Origin of the sequence: Pantoea sp. C8B4 (assembly GCF_051336905.1) — a bacterium.
GTDB classification, from domain to species: Bacteria; Pseudomonadota; Gammaproteobacteria; order Enterobacterales; family Enterobacteriaceae; genus Pantoea; species Pantoea rwandensis_B.
The window spans coordinates 17918-36790 of the sequence record NZ_JBGMNK010000001.1; the positions used below are offsets into that span (position 1 = coordinate 17918).

General features: G+C 54.9%; 16 protein-coding genes. 8 read left to right on the top strand and 8 right to left on the bottom strand.

Features of this window, described 5'->3' with window-relative positions; genetic code table 11:
- Window positions 1-184 precede the first annotated feature (184 nt).
- Together ACCW76_RS00085 and ACCW76_RS00090 are read left to right on the top strand one after the other, a co-directional pair.
- Window positions 185-1702, top strand: coding sequence for a carboxylesterase/lipase family protein (locus ACCW76_RS00085; protein ID WP_436337365.1), 1518 nt, complete (start codon window positions 185-187; stop codon window positions 1700-1702).
- 213 nt (window positions 1703-1915) lie between these two features.
- Window positions 1916-3592, top strand: a complete 1677-nt coding sequence (locus ACCW76_RS00090) for a methyl-accepting chemotaxis protein (RefSeq protein ID WP_436337366.1) — start codon at window positions 1916-1918, stop codon at window positions 3590-3592.
- Here the strand turns inward: ACCW76_RS00090 and ACCW76_RS00095 are convergent.
- A complete protein-coding gene (locus tag ACCW76_RS00095) occupies window positions 3550-4431 on the bottom strand; it encodes a LysR substrate-binding domain-containing protein (RefSeq protein WP_038646856.1) in 882 nt (293 codons plus the stop codon). The genes ACCW76_RS00090 and ACCW76_RS00095 overlap by 43 nt on opposite strands.
- 126 nt (window positions 4432-4557) lie before the next feature.
- On the opposite strand from ACCW76_RS00095, the gene ACCW76_RS00100 reads away from it, so the two are divergent.
- Both ACCW76_RS00100 and ACCW76_RS00105 read left to right on the top strand, forming a co-directional pair.
- The gene (locus ACCW76_RS00100; protein ID WP_436337367.1) at window positions 4558-5724 is read left to right on the top strand and encodes a methionine aminotransferase; all 1167 of its coding nucleotides are present in this window, start codon (window positions 4558-4560) and stop codon (window positions 5722-5724) included.
- A 14-nt stretch (window positions 5725-5738) separates the two neighbouring features.
- Window positions 5739-6518: a transporter substrate-binding domain-containing protein gene (locus tag ACCW76_RS00105; protein ID WP_045833356.1), complete on the top strand. Its 780-nt coding sequence runs from the start codon at window positions 5739-5741 to the stop codon at window positions 6516-6518.
- Window positions 6519-6683: 165 nt separating this feature from the next.
- Here ACCW76_RS00105 and pepT read toward each other — a convergent pair whose 3' ends face one another.
- Entirely contained in the window at window positions 6684-7910 is a 1227-nt protein-coding gene (pepT, locus tag ACCW76_RS00110) for a peptidase T (protein ID WP_436337368.1), read from the bottom strand.
- Between the two features lie 113 nt (window positions 7911-8023).
- Between pepT and ACCW76_RS00115 the strand changes: the two genes are divergently transcribed.
- A complete protein-coding gene (locus tag ACCW76_RS00115; protein ID WP_436337369.1) occupies window positions 8024-9619 on the top strand; it encodes an ABC transporter substrate-binding protein in 1596 nt (531 codons plus the stop codon).
- Between the two features lie 54 nt (window positions 9620-9673).
- On the opposite strand, the gene ACCW76_RS00120 is transcribed toward ACCW76_RS00115, so the two are convergent.
- A complete protein-coding gene (locus ACCW76_RS00120; RefSeq protein ID WP_436337370.1) occupies window positions 9674-10600 on the bottom strand; it encodes a LysR family transcriptional regulator in 927 nt (308 codons plus the stop codon).
- Window positions 10601-10748: 148 nt separating this feature from the next.
- Here ACCW76_RS00120 and ACCW76_RS00125 point away from each other — a divergent pair, with 148 nt between their 5' ends.
- Together ACCW76_RS00125 and ACCW76_RS00130 are read left to right on the top strand one after the other, a co-directional pair.
- On the top strand, window positions 10749-12170 hold the full coding sequence (locus ACCW76_RS00125; RefSeq protein ID WP_436337371.1) for a M20 family metallopeptidase: 1422 nt from the start codon (window positions 10749-10751) through the stop codon (window positions 12168-12170).
- A complete protein-coding gene (locus ACCW76_RS00130) occupies window positions 12167-13441 on the top strand; it encodes an MFS transporter (RefSeq protein WP_436337372.1) in 1275 nt (424 codons plus the stop codon). The genes ACCW76_RS00125 and ACCW76_RS00130 overlap by 4 nt, the downstream gene beginning before the upstream one ends.
- Before the next feature lie 160 nt (window positions 13442-13601).
- Here the strand turns inward: ACCW76_RS00130 and aldA are convergent, their stop codons facing one another.
- The 3 genes from aldA to ACCW76_RS00145 all read right to left on the bottom strand — a co-directional run bounded on the left by aldA (window position 13602) and on the right by ACCW76_RS00145 (window position 15673).
- The gene (gene aldA, locus ACCW76_RS00135; RefSeq protein ID WP_436337373.1) at window positions 13602-15038 is read right to left on the bottom strand and encodes an aldehyde dehydrogenase; all 1437 of its coding nucleotides are present in this window, start codon (window positions 15036-15038) and stop codon (window positions 13602-13604) included.
- A gap of 198 nt (window positions 15039-15236) precedes the next feature.
- Window positions 15237-15335, bottom strand: a complete 99-nt coding sequence (locus ACCW76_RS00140) for a YoaK family small membrane protein (protein ID WP_141399000.1) — start codon at window positions 15333-15335, stop codon at window positions 15237-15239.
- A 14-nt stretch (window positions 15336-15349) separates the two neighbouring features.
- Window positions 15350-15673: a hypothetical protein gene (locus tag ACCW76_RS00145; RefSeq protein WP_038646873.1), complete on the bottom strand. Its 324-nt coding sequence runs from the start codon at window positions 15671-15673 to the stop codon at window positions 15350-15352.
- 366 nt (window positions 15674-16039) lie between these two features.
- Here ACCW76_RS00145 and rhaT point away from each other — a divergent pair, with 366 nt between their 5' ends.
- Window positions 16040-17077 (top strand): L-rhamnose/proton symporter RhaT, encoded by a 1038-nt coding sequence (gene rhaT, locus ACCW76_RS00150; protein WP_436337374.1) that lies wholly within the window; start codon window positions 16040-16042, stop codon window positions 17075-17077.
- A 44-nt stretch (window positions 17078-17121) separates the two neighbouring features.
- Here rhaT and rhaR read toward each other — a convergent pair whose 3' ends face one another.
- Together rhaR and rhaS are read right to left on the bottom strand one after the other, a co-directional pair.
- A complete protein-coding gene (gene rhaR, locus ACCW76_RS00155) occupies window positions 17122-17988 on the bottom strand; it encodes an HTH-type transcriptional activator RhaR (protein WP_436337375.1) in 867 nt (288 codons plus the stop codon).
- Between the two features lie 14 nt (window positions 17989-18002).
- A complete protein-coding gene (gene rhaS, locus ACCW76_RS00160; protein ID WP_436337376.1) occupies window positions 18003-18824 on the bottom strand; it encodes an HTH-type transcriptional activator RhaS in 822 nt (273 codons plus the stop codon).
- Window positions 18825-18873: the final 49 nt, after the last annotated feature.

The following is an 18873-nucleotide window of genomic DNA, read 5'->3' on the forward strand; positions in this document are numbered from 1 at the left end:
TCCGTCTCGCCAGGTTAACTTGTAACCTTAAAGCAATTCGCCATGCCAGGGTTAGCCAAAAAATTTGATGGAGATGTTCAATGGATCGAAAGCATATTCGGCTTAATCTGCAAATGCTTTCAGAACATGGACATTCGCTCAAGGCCTGCAAATAATGGAACCAAGCTTGATCTGGGAACCCGAGATGAAAAACGAACGACGTCTGAGGATCATGACCGCAGAGGGTGAGCTCAGAGGCCTGATTGACGATGATCTTTTTGTCTTCAAGGGAATACCTTACGCCGCACCGCCTGTGGGCGCACTGCGCTGGCGTCCGCCACAGCCGGTTGCGCCTTGGCAAGAAGTACGTGAAGCCACGCAATGGGGGGATGCCAGCTGGCAAAACCGGGATTATTGCGTGGCAGTGGGTGGCGGCGATCCGGGCCGGTTCAATGAGGATTGTCTGTACCTGAATATCTGGACGCCAGACGTTGAGCCCTCCCGTCCCTTGCCGGTGATGGTGTGGCTGCACGGCGGGGGCTTTACCATCGGCGCAGGTAGTCTTGATCCCTATCGTGGCAAAGCCTTAGCCGCGCAGGGCGTCGTCGTGGTCACGCTCAATTATCGACTTGGCCACTTTGGCTTTTTCGCCCATCCGGCGCTGGATGCTGAATACCCGCAAGAAGCGGTGGTGAATAACTTTGCCTTGCTGGATCAAATCGCTGCGCTGCAATGGGTTCAACGCAATATTCCTGCCTTTGGCGGCGATCGCCACAATATCACGCTGTTTGGTGAATCATCGGGTGCGCGCAGCGTGTTGTCTTTGTGCTGTTCTCCGCTGGCTGAAGGGCTGTTCCACAAAGGCATTGTCCAGAGTGCATACAGCTTGCCGGATGTGCCGCGCAGGAGGGCGCAACAAATCGGTAAACAGGTTGCAGCGCATTTTGGCCTGCCGGATCACGCCTCTGCTGAACAGCTTCGTCAGTTACCTGCCGATCAATTCTGGCCGCTGCAACGTCCACTGGGATTAGGTCCGGTGGCAATCAGCGGTGATGCGGTGCTCCCCAAACCGATGCTCGAAACCTTTATGGCCGGTAAACAGCATCGGGTGCCGTTGATGGTGGGAAGTAACAGTGATGAAGCCAGCGTACTGGATTATTTTGGTGTGGATCCTGCAACGGTGTTACAGCAAATTCGTCGCAAAAATCGCCTGAGCTATGGCCTGATGAAATGGCTATACGATATTCACGACGATACCTTACTGGGCCGGTCAGTGGCGCGAGACATGGCGTTTACCGTGATCCCGTTACTGGTGGCGCAGTCTCAACACAGTATTGGCATGCCTGCCTGGCGATACTGGTTCGACTATGTGTCAGAGAATGCCCGCGATCTCTATCCACATGGCACCTGGCATGGCAACGAAATCCCCTATGTATTCAACACGCTGACCTCGCTTAAACCGCTGCCTGAGCGGGATTACACTGCCGCAGATAAGCGCTTTGCCGACATGGTCAGTACCTATTGGGTGACCTTCGCCCGGGATGCCAGTGAGTTTAGCTATCAGTTGCAGGGCCAAATCGACTGGCCGGTGTGGCGTCCCCGTGAAGACCTGACACTCGCCCTCGGTGATCAGGGTAAACCGCAAGCGGTGTTGAAGTCGCGTTTTATGCGTGGGCGTCTGCGTTTGTTCCGTCTCATGATGCGCAGCCACGTTAAGCTTTGATGAGCAGGCTAATAGTGAAATTGCGCAAATGAATCCTTAAGGCAAATGACGCGTTAACTGATTGATTAATGATAACAATGGCAGCCATTCCTCTTAAGCAGACAGCAATTAATTAGCTTATTAAACCGTTACATTTTCCCAATCCACTGCCGATAAACGCAATATGCCCGATTTTATCGGGCCTCCTACGCGTTTCACACCAAGGGATTATGTATGGGAATCTTAAAAAACTTCACTATTCGCGCCGTCATGCTGACTATTCTCGGGCTGTTTTGCCTGCTGTGGTGCGGTGTCGGATTATTTAGCGTGCACTCGCTCAATGCCCTCGGCGAAGGGAATGAGATAGACCGTGAGCTGGTTAATCAGATGACGGTACTGAGTAAAGGCAACGATCAATATTTTCGTGTGGTGACGCGTCTATCCCGCGTGATGGAAGGGCGTGCATCGGGCGCGGCAGTGAGCGCGGAAGCATTCGCACCGGTGCAACAGGCGCTGGAGAGTATGAAAGCGCAGCTGGTGCAATTCAAAGCGATGGCACCCGGCCCGATGGACAGTGAAACGGTTAACAGCGTTATCGCCAGCTGGCAGAAATTGCTGGATGAGGGGATTGCGCCGCAGGTGTCGCTGGCACAGCAGAGCACTGTTGAAGCTTACCGCACACAGGCTAATAACGTGACGCCCGCCCTAAGCCGCGCCTTTGGCACCAGCGCGGAGGCGTTCAATAAAGCTGCAGGCATTAAGCTGGATGAAACCCGTGTCACCGTCGATAAACTCACCAATATTACCAAGGTGATTATTCTGGTTGCCGTGGTGTTCGGCCTTGTCATTTTGTTGTTCACCGACCGTTATCTGGTGGCGATGCTGGTGAAACCGCTGGAGCGCGTGCGCAACCATTTCGCGGTGATTGCGCAGGGCGATCTCAGCCAGCCAGTAGAGGATTTTGGTCGCAACTGCGTCGGCAAACTGGTGCCGCTGCTGCGTGCGATGCAGGACAGTCTGCGTGAAGCAGTGAGTGCCATTCGCAGTGGAACAGAGAATATCTATCGCGGGGCGGCAGAAATTTCATCCGGTAATAACGATCTCTCCTCACGCACTGAAGAGCAAGCGGCCGCGCTGGAGCAAACGGCAGCCAGCATGGAGCAGCTCACGGCAACGGTGAAATTCAACGCCGACAACGCCCGTCAGGCCAGCTCGCTGGCAGAAACGGCCACCGGCACCGCACAGCAGGGCGGCCGTCTGGTGGGGGAAGTGGTCACCACCATGCAGGGCATTTCCGGCAGTTCGAAGAAAATCGCTGAGATCACCAACGTGATCAACAGCATTGCTTTCCAGACCAATATCCTGGCCCTTAACGCCGCTGTTGAAGCTGCGCGTGCGGGCGAACAAGGCCGTGGTTTCGCGGTAGTGGCCAGTGAAGTACGTAATCTGGCACAGCGCAGTGCGGGTGCGGCGAAAGAGATCGCCACGCTGATTGAAGATTCCGTCCAGCGTGTTGATAAAGGCTCTGCGTTGGTCAGCAGCGCGGGCAGCACCATGAACGATATTCTGAAGTCGGTACAGGATGTAAATGAGATCATGAAGCATATCGCGGCTGCCTCCGAAGAGCAGAGCAAGGGCATTTCGCAGGTCGGCACCGCCGTCACGGAAATGGACAGCGTGACCCAGCAAAACGCCTCGCTGGTGGAGCAGGTTTCTGCGGCGGCCAGCGCGCTGGAGCGTCAAACGGAAGAGTTGCAGGCTTCTGTCGCGAAATTCCGTCTGTCGGACAGTGCGCCGTTAGGCAAAGCTCAGGCCGCGCCAGCCAGCACCGTTCTGCGCCGGCCGCTGCTAACCAGTACGCCAGTCGCTCAATCGAAGTCGGCCAGCGCCGATGAGTGGGTTTCATTCTGAGGCTGACACAGCCACGCCACCAGATCCGGCAGGAACGGTGGCGCATCCTGTTCTGCACACTGTAAAAGGCTGTACGCTGCCCCGGTGGCCACGCTGTTGGCAAACGGGGCAATCAAGCGACCATTCGCCAAATCATTTTGCACCAGTGTCACATCCGCCACCGTGGCACCAAAGCCCTGAATCGCCGCGCTGATGGCAAGATCCATGGTGGCAAAGTGCTGATTGCGTGCCATCGGCACCTTCGCCGCCTGGTCCGCCAGCCACATTTGCCAGTCGCGAGCATCATTGGTGGGATGCAAAAAAGTAAACTTCGCCAAATCGCTGATGCTCACGGGCGGCGTGACGTTACTGCCCAAAACCGGCGTCAATCGCTCATCAAATAAACGAATGGAACCAGCAGGGGGCGTGCCAAACACAATTGCCGCATCAAAATTTTCCAACTGTGAAGCGTGATCCAGCGTGGTGGTGAGCGCTACGTGGATTTCTGGCCGCTGTTGCTCCAGTGCCACCAAACGCGGCACCAGCCAGCGCATGGCACAGGTCGGTGCTTTCAAACGAATCGAGGCATTGCTGCGGCTGGCTTTCTCTGTCGCGTTCACCAGCATGGCGTAACCTTGCTGCAGTTCGGGCAACAATGCCGCCCCTTGTTCGGTGAGATGCAGACCGCGCGCATGACGGGCAAACAACGGAAATCCCAGCCAGCTTTCCAGCGTAGCGATTTTACGGCTCACCGCCCCCTGCGTAATGCACAACTCACTGGCCGCGCGCGTCAGATTGAGATGACGTGCAGTGACCAGAAATGCATGGATGGCATTTAGCGGTAGTGCAGAGCGGGACATAATGACCTCAAGCTATGATTTTTAATCATGGCTATTATGACAACAATTCGCTTGTCGACTCAAGCGTCACGCCGTTGAATAGAAATCTACTTTCCTTACGTGGTTATGCAACCTTGTGGAGCAACGATGACCTTGAATAGCAGTGTTAACATCTCTTCCAAACAGCCCGATGTCGGCACGACGATTTTCAGCGTCATCGGCCAGCTATCGGCACAACATAAAGCCATCAACCTGTCGCAGGGCGCGCCGAATTTTCCATGCGATCCCCATCTGGTTGAGCTGGTCAGTAAAGCCATGCGCGAAGGTCATAACCAATATGCCTCTCTGACCGGTTTACCCGCGTTGCGTGAAGCGCTGGCCGAAAAAGTCGAGACGCTTTATGGCCAGCGCTACGATGCGGGTAGCGAGGTGTTAATCACCGGCAGCGCCAGTCAGGGGATTTACATGGCGATTTCTGCGCTGGTGCACCCTGGCGACGAGGTGATCTTCTTCGAGCCGGCGTTCGACAGCTATGCGCCAGTGGTACGTTTGCAGGGAGCAACGCCGATTGGCCTGAAATTGCAGGTGCCGGATTTTGCGATTAACTGGGATGAGCTGCGTGCCACCATCACGCCGCGCACCCGCATGATCATTATCAACACCCCGCACAATCCGAGTGCACAGGTGCTGACGCCAGCCGACCTGGAACAGCTGGCAGCCTTGACCCGCAACACGGATATCGTGGTGCTGTCCGACGAAGTCTATGAACACATTCTGTTTGATGGTCGTGCCCACTGCGGCATGGCTACCCATCCGGAACTGGCGCAGCGCAGCGTGATCGTTTCCTCCTTTGGCAAAACGTTCCACGTCACCGGCTGGCGTGTGGGTTACGCGCTGGCACCGGCCGCGCTGATGGAAGAGATTGTAAAGGTGCATCAGTTCATGATGTACGCCGCCGATACACCGATGCAGGTGGGTTTTGCGCACTATCTGCAGAATCCGCAAAACTACCTGCAGCTGTCACCGTTCTATCAGGAAAAACGCGATCGTCTGCTGTCATTGATGCAAGATTCGCCGTTTAAACTGCTGCCGAGCGCGGGATCCTTCTTTATGTTGGCCAGTTACGGACATTTCAGTGACGAAAGCGACAGTGAAATGGTAAAACGTCTCATCGTCGATCACGGTGTGGCCACCATTCCGTTGTCGGCGTTTTATATGGACGGCACTGACAATAAATTAATTCGCCTGTCATTCGCGAAAGACGACGCAACACTGCAGGCAGGCGCGGAAGCGCTGTGCCGTATTAAAGGGTAATTAGGGGAAGAATAATGAAAAAATTAAACGCACTTTTTGTGGCGCTGGGCATGCTGACCTCAGCACACGCGCTGGCACAGGAAACCTTACGCTACGGTCTGGAGTCACAATATCCGCCGTTTGAAAGCCGCAACGCACAGGGCGAGCTGGAAGGTTTTGATATCGAACTGGGCAAAGCGATTTGCCAGGTCGGTAACTTTGACTGTAAGTGGGTGGAAAGCAGCTTTGATGCGCTGATCCCGGCACTGCAGGCGAAAAAGTTTGATGCGATCAACTCGGCGATGAATATCACCGAAGCGCGTGCTAAAAGCATCGATTTCACCAAACCTATCTACCGCATTCCTACCATGCTGATCGTCAAAGCGGGTGAGAAGTTGCTGCCAACCGCCGAGTCGCTGAAAGGCAAAAACATCGGCGTGTTGCAGGGTTCTATCCAGGAAACTTACGCTAAGAAGCACTGGGAGCCGCAGGGTGTGACCGTGACCTCTTATCAGGACCAGAACCAGGTTTATAACGACATGGTCGCGGGCCGCCTTGATGGCACGCTGGTGATGTCTGCTGCAGGCCAGTCTGGTTTCCTTGATAAGCCTCAAGGTAAAGGTTTCGCCTTTGTCGGCAAGCCGGTTGAAGATGACACCATCCTCGGTTCAGGTATCGGTTTTGGTCTGCGTAAAGGTGATGCCAAGCTGAAAGGTGAACTGGATGCGGCTATCACGAAAGTGCAGGCTGACGGCACCATCACCAAGCTGGCGGCGAAATTCTTCCCTGGCATTGATGTGACCGCAGCGAAATAACATCAAGCGCCATACTGGCGCGCTGCTCCGTTAAAACCGGATTGAATTAAGGCTGCCGTTGTTCACCTATGGCAGCCTTTTTCGTTTACGTCGGAGTCGGTGACATCGTCTCTCAGCGGTTGCCGGGCCGCTGACAGCGTTAAGATCTGCCGGTAAGGATCGGGCTTATTTCGCCGCCAGATAACACAGCGCTTCGGCTACCTGATACGATTTCACAAACGACGGCACCGGTAAAAACTCGAAGCGTGAATGGAAATTGTGTGCGCCGGTAAAGAAGTTCGGTGTCAGCAATCCTTTTGCCGATAAAGCCGCACCGTCTGTGCCGCCGCGCATCGGGATGACTTTCGGCTCCACGCCCACTTGTTCGAGCGCCGCAAATATCAAGTCAATTGCACGACGATCTTCCCCAATGGCATTACTAATGTTGCTGTAGGTGTCGTTAATGGTGAGTGAAACATGCCCGGTGGGGTATAGCGCGGCGATCTCATCTGCGACTTCCACCAACTGCTGTTTTTTCTGATCGAAACCCTGTAAATCAAAGTCGCGAATCGATGCCTTCAGCACCGCACGGCTGGCATTGGCATTGATATCGTTAAACCAGATATAGCCTTCACGTCCTTCGGTATGCTCTGGCGTGGCCAGGCGATCGAAACGTGAGATGAAGTCGTGAGCCATCAGTAGTGGGTTAACCAGCACGCCTTTGCCGGACATCGGATGCGCCGGCACGCCGGTAAACACCAGTTCCGCCGCCGCCGCATTAAAGTTCTCATACACCACTTCGCCCAGCTCACAGCAATCGATAGTCCAGGCAAAATCGACGTTAAAGCGAGTGTCCAAATCCAGCGCTTTGGCACCGCGCAGCCCAATTTCCTCATCCGGTACAAATGCCACCACGATGTCGCCATGATCGCCTTTCAGATTCTCCATCAACGTCATTACCACCGTCACCGCCGCTTTATTGTCGGCGCCGAGCACGCTGGTGCCATCGCTAAAGATGATCTCCTGACCGTGATAGGGCGCAATCTCCGGGTGTTCCGCTACGCGCAGCCAAATATCCTGCTGCGCGTTCAGACACAAATCATCGCCGTTAAACGTCAGGGTTTGCGGGTGGATATCCGCTGACAAACCCACATCCACCGTGTCGATATGGGTAATAAAGCCGATGCGTGGCGCATCTGGTCGATTGCCCGGTTTCACCGCCGTCACCGTCGCATGCTGATCGATGACGATATCCTGCAGCCCAAGCTCATGCAGTTCCTGTGCCAGCAACTCCGCCATCGCATGTTGTGAAGGGGTGCTGGGCAGCGTGGTGGATTTGGCATCGCTCTGGCTGGAAACCGCCAGATAACGGTAAAAACGTTGGGTCAGTTGGCGAGCGAGTTGGTCTGTCATCACATTTCCTTATTAGCTTTGCGCGATGTGCATTACACACCTCGGATAAATCGTGTTATTTATCAATAAATACCGATGCGGGCTCATGGAAGTCAACAAAAACGAGGATCACAATGAAAAAGATGATGGCAAAGTTCACACTCAGTGCGTTGTGTTTAGCGGTGGCAGGCGGGGTATCGGCAAAAACGCTGGTTTACTGTTCTGAAGGTTCGCCAGAGAATTTCAATCCGCAACTTTACACTTCAGGTACCAGCGTTGATGCCAGCGCAGTGCCTATTTTCAACCGTTTGGTGGACTTCAAGCCCGGCACTACGGAACTGGTGCCAAGTCTGGCTGAAAGCTGGGATATCAGCCCGGACGGCACGGTTTACACGTTTCACTTACGCAAAGGGGTTAAATTCCAGAGCAACAAACTGTTTAAACCCTCGCGCGACCTGAATGCCGATGACGTGATCTTCTCGTTTATGCGTCAGATGGATGCCAAAAATCCCTACCACAACGTCTCCGGTGGCAACTACAGCAATTTCGATAGCCTGGAACTGGCGAAGCTGATCAAGAATATAGAGAAGGTGGATGACAATACGGTGCGCATCACGCTGGCGCATGCGGAAGCGCCGTTCCTCGCGGATTTGGCCTGGTACTTCGCCTCCATTCACTCTGCGGAATATGCCGATCAGATGCTAAAAGCGGGCACACCAGAGAAAGTCGACATGGAGCCGATCGGCACCGGTCCCTTTGAGCTGGTGCAATATCAAAAAGACTCACGCATCCTCTACAAAGCCTTCCCGGATTACTGGCAGGGCAAAGCGAAACTGGATCGCATTGTCTTCTCCATCACCCCGGACGCCTCGGTGCGCTATGCCAAGCTGGAGAAAAACGAGTGCCAGGTGATGCCGTTCCCGAATCCTGCCGATCTGGAAAAAATGCGCAGCAACCCGGATCTGACGCTGGAGCAGAAGTCGGGGCTCAACACCGGTTTCCTGTCGTTCAATACCACCAAAGCGCCGTTGGATAACGTGAAAGTCCGCCAGGCACTGGCGATGGCCATCAACAAGCAGGCGATTATTGACGCGATATTCAAAGGCACTGGCACGGTGGCGAAAAATATTCTGCCGCCGGGTGTCTGGAGTGCAGATAAGGATCTGAAGGATTACGATTATGATCCGCAGAAAGCCAAAGCACTGCTACAGGAAGCAGGCATCAAACCCGGCACTGAAATCGCGCTGTGGGCGATGCCGGTACAGCGCCCTTATAATCCAAACGCGCGACGAATGGCAGAGATGATTCAGGCCGATTGGGCGCAGGTGGGCATTAAAGCCAATATCGTCAGTTATGAGTGGGGTGAATACCTGAAGCGCGTGAAGGGCGGCGAGCATCAGGCGGCGCTGATGGGCTGGACCACGGCGACGGGCGATCCGGATAACTTCTTTGGCCCGCTCTACAGCTGCACCTCGGCCAATGGCGGTTCCAACTCCTCCAAATGGTGCTATCAGCCGTTCGAGAAGATCATCACTGAAGCGCGCGCGGAGCAAAATCACGACAAGCGCGTCATGCTGTATCGTGAAGCGCAGCAGATCATGCACGATCAAATGCCTGCCGTGATGATCGCCCATTCAACGATTTTCGAGCCGGTGCGCAAAACGGTGAGCGGATATACCGTCGATCCGTTTGGTAAACACATTTTCTATCCGGTCGATATCAAGAATTGATGACGGGCAAGTGCCGCTCAAAGGCGGCATATTATGTTGAGCGCGCGTGACGTGTCAGGGCTTCCAGCGTTGACGCAATGGTTCCTCCAGCGCGTTCATTTGCTGCAGTAAAAACGTCATAAATACATTCAGGGCGGCACTGCGAGTTCGCCCTGATTGCGCCTGTAACTGCAAGTTGCGCTGACTCAATTGATCGATCCCCACCGAGCGTAATATCAAGCCGTGCGTTTCCGCTTCCTGCAGCACGGTAAAGGCGCTGCAAATGGTCAGGGCCAGCGGAGTGCGCAGCAGAAAGTGGAACAACGTTGAGAAGGTATCGCAGGTAATCACCGGTTCAATCAAATTGCCGCTCATGTGGCTCGCCAGCTCAAACAATTGGCGCACGGTGGTGTTTTGCTGTGGCAAAGCCAGCGGATAGTGGCTGACATCGTTCAGGGTCACGTGTGCGGCGCTGGCCAGCGGATGACTCTGATGCATCACCAGCAGCACCGGGGCGGACCAGGAACCGATCACCTCCACGCCGCGTTCAGCGTGCAGGCTGAATTGCAGTGCCAGATCGCACTCGCCGCTGCGCAGCAGTTCAGCGACACCTTGCGTACTTGCCACTTTGATATCAAACAGCACGCCGGGATTATCCTCACGGAAGGCGGCAATCATGCGCGGCAGCAGCGTAAAGGCTAATCCATCGGTACAGGCCACGCGAATCAGGGTGCGTCGCACGGCCTTCAGCCCCTTAATTTCTGCCAGCGCGTACTCCATCTCAAGCATCGTTTTGCGTACGTGATGGGCGTAAATTTCGCCGGCTTCGTTCAGCACCATCCCGCGCGCATGCCGGTCAAACAGGGGCACGCCCACCTGGTTTTCCAGTCGCTGAATTTGTCTGCTGATGGCAGACACCGCCACAAACAGCTGTTCACTGGCCGCGCTGAGCGAACCGGTATTGGCAACGGCCAGGAAATAGCGGATTTCATTGCTTATCATGCGGATGCCTCATGCTGGTGCATGCCTCGAAATCGGGCAGCAGAGCTTTGCCAAAAAAGCAAATCATACTCGATAAATTGATAATTGTGGCAAAGCAAGGTTTCCGCAAAGATGACAAAACCAAAATACCAATATAAGACATGCAAACATGACAGCACAACAAGCGGTACAACAAGCCACCGCCTGGTTCGACAGCGGGGAATTTCAGGAAACATTGGCTCGACGTGTGGCGCAACGCACCGAAAGCCAGCGCCAGGATCGCGACAACGAATTACAGCGTTACCTGCAGGATGAGATTGGCCCACAGCTCATCGCGCTGGGCTTCACCTTACATTTTATCGACAACCCTGAAGCCGCCCATCGCCCATTCCTGGTGGCGGTACGCATCGAAGATCCGGCACTGCCGACCTTGTTGAGTTACGGACATGGCGATGTGGTGTTCGGTGACGACGAAAACTGGCGTGAAGAGTTATCGCCGTGGCAGTTGGTGGAAGAGGGTGACCGCTGGTACGCCCGTGGCAGCGCGGATAATAAAGGCCAGCACTGCGTGAACCTCGCGGCACTCGAACAGGTGTTCAAGGCACGCGGTGGACGGTTCGGTTTCAACTGCAAAATGCTGTTTGAGATGGGTGAGGAGATCAGCTCGCCGGGTCTGGCTCAGCTGTGTCAGCATCATGCTGAACTGCTGAAAGCCGATCTGTTTATCGCTTCTGACGGCCCGCGTCTCAATGCGGTGCGCCCAACCCTGTTCCTTGGCTCCCGGGGTGCGGTGAACTTCCGTCTCACCGTTACCGCGCGTGACAACGCCTATCACTCCGGTAACTGGGGCGGATTATTGACCAATCCAGGCACTCAGTTAGCCAACGCCATTGCTTGCCTCGTGAACGAAAAGGGCGTGCTGCAGGTTGAGGCGCTGAAACCTGACTCTCTCACTCAACAAGTGCGCGACATCCTCAGCGACATCGAAGTGGGCGGGATGCCAGGGGATCCCGAGATTGATACCACCTGGGGCGAGCCGACGCTCTCTCCGACAGAAAGACTCTACGGCTGGAATACGCTGGAAGTCCTCGCATTCCTGACGGGCAATCCGGCACGTCCGATGAATGCGATTCCCGGTGAAGCCACGGCGGTGTGCCAACTGCGCTTTGTGGTCGGCACCGATTGGGAAAACCTGGCTCAGCATGTGAGCGATCATCTGGCGCAGCACGGTTTTGACTACGTGAAAGTGGAGTTTATGCGCGGGTCACCGGCCACGCGACTCGATCCTACCGATCCGCTGGTGGATTGGGTGCTGGCGAGCATGGCAGAGACCAGCGGCAAAAAACCGGCGTTGCTGCCAAATCTCGGCGGCTCACTGCCAAACGAAGTGTTCTCTGACATTCTCGGGCTGCCGACATTGTGGGTGCCGCACTCTTACCCGGCCTGCGGTCAGCATGGCGTCAACGAACATATGCTGAAGTCGATTGCGCGTGAAGGTCTGCAAATTATGACACGCCTGCTGTGGGATCTCGGCGAGCAAGGTAGCGAGCTGGTGGCTAAACACCGTCAGCACGCAGGAGGTGCTGCATGAGCACGCTTAACACAGCTGCCCCATTGAGCAGCACCAAACCGAATCTGCATAAAACGCTGTTTGCCACCTGTATCGGCAATGCGCTGGAGTGGTTTGATATTGCGGTGTATGGCTTCTTTGCCAGCTACATTGCCCATGCGTTCTTCCCCACCAGCGATCCCTCCGTCTCCTTGCTGCTGACCTTTGGCAGCTTCGGCGTCTCATTCCTGATCCGTCCGCTGGGGGCGATTGTGCTCGGCAACTATGCCGATCGCCACGGGCGTAAAAAGGCGCTGCTGCTGTCGATCAACCTGATGATGCTGGGCGGTGCGGTCATCACCTTTATGCCTGGTTACGCCAGCATTGGCCTGATAGCGCCGCTGCTGATTTTACTGGCGCGTCTGGTGCAGGGCTTCTCGGCGGGGGGTGAATTCGGTAGCTCGACAGCATTTCTGGTCGAGCATTTCCCGGAGCGCAGGGCGTTTATCGCCAGCTGGCAGTTTGCCACCCAGGGCGCAAGTACCTTGCTGGCCTCGGCGTTTGGTTTGGGACTGACGCAGATCCTCACGGAAAGTCAGATTCAGGATTGGGGATGGCGTATCCCGTTTGCCTTCGGGCTGCTGATTGGCCCATTGGGCATCTATATCCGCCGTCATGTGCATGAGCCTGCCAGTTTTGAAGCGCAAGCGCCTGAGGCCGCTCCGCTCAAGCGTCTGTTTGGTCGTCAAAAAGAGCTGATGCTGCTGGCGATTGGCCTGATGGTGATCTCCACCGCCGTGAACTACATGCTCAACTACGTGCCAACTTACGCCACCAAAAACCTGCATCTGCCGGGTTCTGCCGCGTTCACCGCGACGTTGCTGGCAGGGGGGATCCTGACGGTGGTGACGCCGCTGATGGGGCTGTTGGCGGAGCGCGTGGGCCGCGTGCCGTTGATGTGGGGTTCGCTGATCATGCTAATCGCCACCATTTATCCGGCGTTTAAGCTGGTGGTGAATCACACCACGCCGACCACCTTGATCATTCTGGTGTGCTGGATGGCGTTGCTGAAATCGATCTATTTCTCGACGGTCCCGTCAGTGATGGCCGACCTGTTCCCCATTGGTACTCGCGCCAGCGGGATGGCGATCAGCTATAACGTCGCGGTGACGGTGTTTGGTGGTTTTGCACCGCTGATTTGTACGCTGTTGATCAGTGCCACTGGCACCAGCCTCGCGCCAGGCTATTACCTGATGGCGATGTCGGTACTGAGTGGATTAGCCTTACTGCGCAGTCAGAAGCGCATCGCGTAAAGACGATTGAGTTGCGCCGTACCTGAAAGCGAACAGCTTAAATAGCGAAGAAGAGGTGTGGCTGCGCGTGCCATTGCGCAGCCTTCAAAAGGCGCCATTTCTGGTGCAGTTCACCTCATGGCAATGCCTGGCTGGCAGCTTATCCAGCCAGGTACTTCACTCAGGAAAACTGCAAATAGGCCACGTGGGTTTGCAGATACTCTTCCAGTCCATGACGTCCATCTGCACCACCGATACCCGATTTGCGCCAACCCGCATGGAACCCTTGCATCGCCTCGAAGTTCTCGCGGTTGATGTAGGTCTCACCAAACTTCAACTGACGCAACGCAATCATCGCCGTGTTCAGATTTTGCGTGTAGATCGAAGAGGTCAGGCCATATTCACAATCGTTAGCCAGCGCGATGGCTTCATCCAGAGTTTTAAAGGTCATCACCGGTAATACCGGCCCAAAGATCTCTTCGCGCATGATTTCCATCTCCTGACGCACACCGGTAATGATCGTCGGTTCGAAGTAGAACCCTTTATCGCCCACGCGCTTGCCACCCAGAACCACTTTTCCGCCCTCAGACACCGCTTTGGCCACTTTCTGCTCCACGCGTTCCAGTGCGGCGGCGGTGATCAGCGGGCCCATGTCGATATCGGTTTGCTCGGCTGGGTTGCCAAACTTCACCTGTTTCATTGCTGCAGTCAGTGCGCTGATGAAGCGATCATAAATGCCTTCCTGGACGTACACGCGTTCCGCACAGTTGCACACTTGCCCGGTGTTTATTACCCGAGAGCTGACAATGGCCTTCACAGCGAGATCCAGGTCCGCATCATCCATCACAATGGCTGGCGCTTTACCGCCAAGTTCCAGCGACACCTTGGTGACGTTTTTCGCGGCGGCTTGCATCGTAGCAATGCCCGCGCCCACGCTGCCGGTCAGGCTCACTAAACCGACCTTCGGGTTGGCGGCCATCTCCTGACCGACTTCGGGGCCATAGCCAAATACGAAATTGATCACGCCTTTCGGCAGGCCGATCTCATGAATGATCTGCGCAAAAATCGCTGCATTGTTAGGGGTGAGTTCACTGGGTTTGATGGCGATAGTGTTGCCGGTAATCAGCGCCGGAGCGGCTTTACGCGCAATCAGGAAGAACGGGAAATTCCAGGGCAGGATGCCGGTGGTGACACCGATGGCTTTCTTGAACACGAAGATATTTTCATTTGGGCGATCGCTATTGACGATTTCACCTTCATAACGGCGCGCCCATTCGGCCATGTAATCCAGATAATCTGCGGTGAACAGCACTTCAGTCTGCGCCAGCCCCTGCGTTTTACCGCCTTCCGCCACGATAGTGGCCGTCAATTCGGGTTCACGCTGGCGAATGCTTGCAGCAATTTTACGCAACCAGTTACCGCGCTCAATGGCGGGCAATGCTTCCCATGCGGGTTGTGCTGTTTCTGCCGCTGCAATTGCCTGCGCTGCATCTTGCTGTGTGCCTTGCGGCACCCGTGACAGCAGCGTTTCAGTTGCTGGATTGATGACCTCAATCCACTTATCGTTCTGATCGTTTACAAACGCGCCATTAATGTAGTGTTGATGGTGTGTTGTCATCTGTAGGGTCTCCGCGATCGGTTTTGTTAGCATGGTGTGAATCGAGAGTGAAACAGATCAAGGTGTAGCACCTTTTTGTCAGTGCCAGAGCGGATGGCGGGATGGCAGAGAAGGGAAGAACGATACGACAGACGCAGCATTCCTGATGAAATGCCGCGTATTCAGCGTGTTAGTAAGAAAAAATTTTATGCAGAAAGATCAGGAACCCGGCACCGCTGCGCCGCTGGCGATAAACCACGCGAGGAAACTGACGCCAGCAATGATGATGGCAATAGGGAAGAGCAATCCGATTTTCATAGATATCCTGATCTTTAAGCGAGTTGAACAATGGCGCGATGGGTTTTCATCATACTGAACAGCTGGAATTGGCTGGCGTCATCCACCTCGCGCAGATGTTCGCCTTTCTGATAACGAATGCGGTGAATATGACCGAGTTGACGCCACACCACGATGGCCGAAGCCAGCAGGGCGCAATTCTCTTCGCTCTGAATGCAGTCGAGTGTGGCGTAACGCTCTTCATCCAATCCATTAATGAACACGTTTAACGCCTGAGGCGGCACAATGGCGCGGATATCATCCAGCATCACGCGGCTCACCGGCTGCGACAACAGCAGCGTCAACCTTTTGCTATTCATCTCATTCCTTCGTTGCGATGATTTTTCCAACGTTATACGGAATTCGCCACGTCGGGGAAAGCTCATCGGGCGGCTTTGTGTGACTGCCATGTTAAACAGCAGGCTGGCAGTCAGTCAAAAACTGTGTCGATCAACACAACAAAAATAAAAAATATCCTCAATAATAAGTGACTTATAAAAACCAGCCCGATTGATGCCTGCAAATGCAATTTTGTGATCCTCATGTTGAAGACCCGCCGAATTTTGCCAGCACCGCGCGCTTTCCGGCAGCCATCCAAAGGCTGATGAAAAGCTGCGCACCGTAGACTGCTGCTAATCGGGAAACTGTCAGTTTCCTGTGGGCCTCAACCTTTCGAAGGAATAACAATGAACAGTGCCATTCTTGCCGGTATTTTATGGCATCTGGTGGGTGCCGCCAGTGCCGCATGTTTTTATGCTCCGTTTAAGCAGGTAAAAAAGTGGTCATGGGAAACAATGTGGTCAGTCGGCGGCGCGATGTCATGGCTGATTCTGCCCTGGGCGGTCAGCGCGGTGCTGCTGCCTAACTTCTGGGCGTATTACGGTAGTTTTAGCTTCTCGCAGCTGCTGCCGGTGTTTCTGTTTGGTGCCATGTGGGGCGTCGGGAATATTAACTATGGCCTGACCATGCGTTATCTCGGCATGTCGATGGGCATTGGTATCGCCATCGGTATCACGCTCGTGGTGGGCACCCTGATGACGCCGCTGTTGCAGGGACGCTTTGTTGAGCTGTTCAGCTCGCCGGGCGGACGAATGACGTTGTTAGGCGTACTGGTGGCGTTGGTGGGTGTGGCAATCGTTTCGCGTGCCGGTTTGTTGAAAGAGCGTGCACTCGGCATCAATGCAGAAGAGTTTAATCTGAAGAAAGGGCTGGTGCTGGCGGTGCTGTGCGGCATCTTCTCAGCCGGGATGTCTTTCGCGATGGATGCGGCGAAACCGATGCATGAAGCGGCAGCCAATCTGGGTATCAATCCATTGTACGTAGCCTTACCCAGTTATGTGGTGATCATGGGCGGCGGTGCGCTGGTTAATCTGGCCTATTGCTTTATCCGTCTGGCGATCAAACCGGAACTGTCGGTACGCCGCGATTTTTCAGTGGCAAAACCGATGCTAATGGCCAACGTGGCATTCGCCGTGCTCGGTGGCACCATGTGGTATCTGCAGTTCTTCTTCTACGCCTGGGGCCACGCGAAAATCCCTGCGCAATATGACTTTGTCAGCTGGATGCTGCACATGAGCCTGTATGTGCTGTGCGGCGGATTAGTCGGCCTGGTGCTGAAAGAGTGGAAAGCGGTAGGGCAGCGCCCGGTTCGCGTGTTGTCGTTGGGTTGTGTGGTGATCATCATCGCGGCCAACATCGTTGGATTAGGCATGGCCAACGGTTAATTAACTCGCCTTCCTCTAAAAAGCCTGACGCACGGCAAGGTGCATCAGGCTTTTATTTTATCGGTCAGTGATGTGCGTTGCGGGAGAAAGCGCTGGCGCCAGGCACTCGGTGTCAAACCCGTATCCCGCGTAAACACCACCGAGAAGTAATTGCTGTCATCAAAGCCGCAGCGTGCGGCCACTTCACTGATTAACCCATCCTGCGTACGCAGCAAATATTTTGCCTGGCATAATTGCAGTTGTCGCAAGTAGTGGCCAATTGTCATGCCGGTTTGCTGGCGGAACAGCTGCTTCAGCGCACGCTCATTTAATTCATTTTGTTGGCAAAAATCGGCTAAGTCGAACGGACGATGCAGTGCACCCTGTAAGGCAGACATTAGCAAATCAAGCTGTTCACCTTCCGGCAGCGCCCATGGACGGTCGGCGGCATAACCATGGCGACGCAAGATCAACGCCAGCTGCAGGAACAGGGCTTCAGAGAGCTGAATCGACAACGAATCGCTTTTGCGGCTTTCCCGTTCCAGCTGGCTGATTACCCCTCGTGCCAGCGCCATGCCGCGCGTGGTTAAGCGCCAGCAACCTGGTGCATCATCGTCTTGCGGGGGCAGCAGCTGGCTCCAGTCCAGACTCAGGCGAAAGCGATCGCGGCAATAGAGGATGTTATCCAGCGCCAGATCGTTGACGCTGTCATAGCTGTGGCAATCATTGTCACGGATATAGAACACATCGCCGCAGGTGATCAACCACGGGCGGTCATTGAGCACGTGCAAGCCGTTACCGCGCCAGACGATCACAATTTCACTGAATTCATGACGATGCGGTGGGAAGGAGGGCTGAGGCATGCGTTCGGCCACCGCAATCGGCAGATTGGTGGCCGGGAAATAGTCTTCGCGCGTCAAAATCAGCGACATGGTAACCACTCCAATTACAACATCTGCTGGCGCTCCGCTCGGGGCGCGCAGCCAAATTCCCGCCGAAACAGCGTGGAGAAGTGGTTGCTGTCACCGAATCCACACTGATAGGCGATGTCCGTTATGCGCATATCGCTATGACGCAATAAATGCCGGGCCTGCAATAAACGCAGCCGATTCAGGTAGCGCTGAGGCGTATTGCCGGTTTGCTGCTTCATCTGGCGATGCAGGGTGCGCAGCGAAAGCGAGAAGCGATCGGCCAGCGCATCCCACTCAATATCTTCACTGTAGTGCTCATTGAGCCAGTCAAGCAACCGATGCAGGCGTGCTTCCTGATCCTGCGCATGATCGTTGTGACCGGCTTCGCGCAACAGCACCAGCAGTTGCAAAAACAGCTGTTCCTGATGCGCCTGACGCTCCAGCGACCAGACCTCCTGCTGTTTCATCTGCGTCACAATCTGCAGCGCCTGCGCCATCACCTTGTGATTGATACGCCAGTGCGACAGATAGCTGCCGTTTTCATCTCCGGGCAGCAATGACTGTAAACCGGAGAGAAAACGAAACGCTGCCGGGCTGCGGTACAGCACATTGGTCAGGCACAGATTCTCTGTTTGTTCATACAGATGGCGATCGTGATCGCGTACAAAGCACACGCAACCGGCGCACAGGGTCTGCGGCTGGCCGTTAAACACGTGAATACCGGAACCTTGCTCAACCAGTACGATTTCATGGAAATCATGATGATGCTCAGGAAAGGCCTGCTGCGGTACGCGCGGCTCAATGGCAATCGCGTAGTTTCCTTCCGGAAAGAAATCAGCACTGTGCAGAACGGTCATGATGCGCCTCTCGATTAACAATTTTGTAACCGAGTCTACGCAGGCGCTG

Excerpts from the sequence above, each read along its gene's own strand:
- ACCW76_RS00130 (WP_436337372.1), top strand. The coding sequence starts at position 12,167 with ATGAGCACGCTTAACACAGCTGCCCCATTGAGCAGCACCAAACCGAAT.
- ACCW76_RS00140 (WP_141399000.1), bottom strand. The coding sequence starts at position 15,335 with ATGAAAATCGGATTGCTCTTCCCTATTGCCATCATCATTGCTGGCGTC.
- pepT (WP_436337368.1), bottom strand. The coding sequence starts at position 7,910 with ATGACAGACCAACTCGCTCGCCAACTGACCCAACGTTTTTACCGTTAT.
- ACCW76_RS00125 (WP_436337371.1), top strand. The coding sequence starts at position 10,749 with ATGACAGCACAACAAGCGGTACAACAAGCCACCGCCTGGTTCGACAGC.
- ACCW76_RS00090 (WP_436337366.1), top strand. The coding sequence starts at position 1,916 with ATGGGAATCTTAAAAAACTTCACTATTCGCGCCGTCATGCTGACTATT.
- ACCW76_RS00115 (WP_436337369.1), top strand. The coding sequence starts at position 8,024 with ATGAAAAAGATGATGGCAAAGTTCACACTCAGTGCGTTGTGTTTAGCG.
- ACCW76_RS00100 (WP_436337367.1), top strand. The coding sequence starts at position 4,558 with ATGACCTTGAATAGCAGTGTTAACATCTCTTCCAAACAGCCCGATGTC.
- aldA (WP_436337373.1), bottom strand. The coding sequence starts at position 15,038 with ATGACAACACACCATCAACACTACATTAATGGCGCGTTTGTAAACGAT.
- rhaT (WP_436337374.1), top strand. The coding sequence starts at position 16,040 with ATGAACAGTGCCATTCTTGCCGGTATTTTATGGCATCTGGTGGGTGCC.
- ACCW76_RS00120 (WP_436337370.1), bottom strand. The coding sequence starts at position 10,600 with ATGATAAGCAATGAAATCCGCTATTTCCTGGCCGTTGCCAATACCGGT.
- rhaS (WP_436337376.1), bottom strand. The coding sequence starts at position 18,824 with ATGACCGTTCTGCACAGTGCTGATTTCTTTCCGGAAGGAAACTACGCG.
- ACCW76_RS00095 (WP_038646856.1), bottom strand. The coding sequence starts at position 4,431 with ATGTCCCGCTCTGCACTACCGCTAAATGCCATCCATGCATTTCTGGTC.
- ACCW76_RS00145 (WP_038646873.1), bottom strand. The coding sequence starts at position 15,673 with ATGAATAGCAAAAGGTTGACGCTGCTGTTGTCGCAGCCGGTGAGCCGC.
- rhaR (WP_436337375.1), bottom strand. The coding sequence starts at position 17,988 with ATGTCGCTGATTTTGACGCGCGAAGACTATTTCCCGGCCACCAATCTG.
- ACCW76_RS00105 (WP_045833356.1), top strand. The coding sequence starts at position 5,739 with ATGAAAAAATTAAACGCACTTTTTGTGGCGCTGGGCATGCTGACCTCA.
- ACCW76_RS00085 (WP_436337365.1), top strand. The coding sequence starts at position 185 with ATGAAAAACGAACGACGTCTGAGGATCATGACCGCAGAGGGTGAGCTC.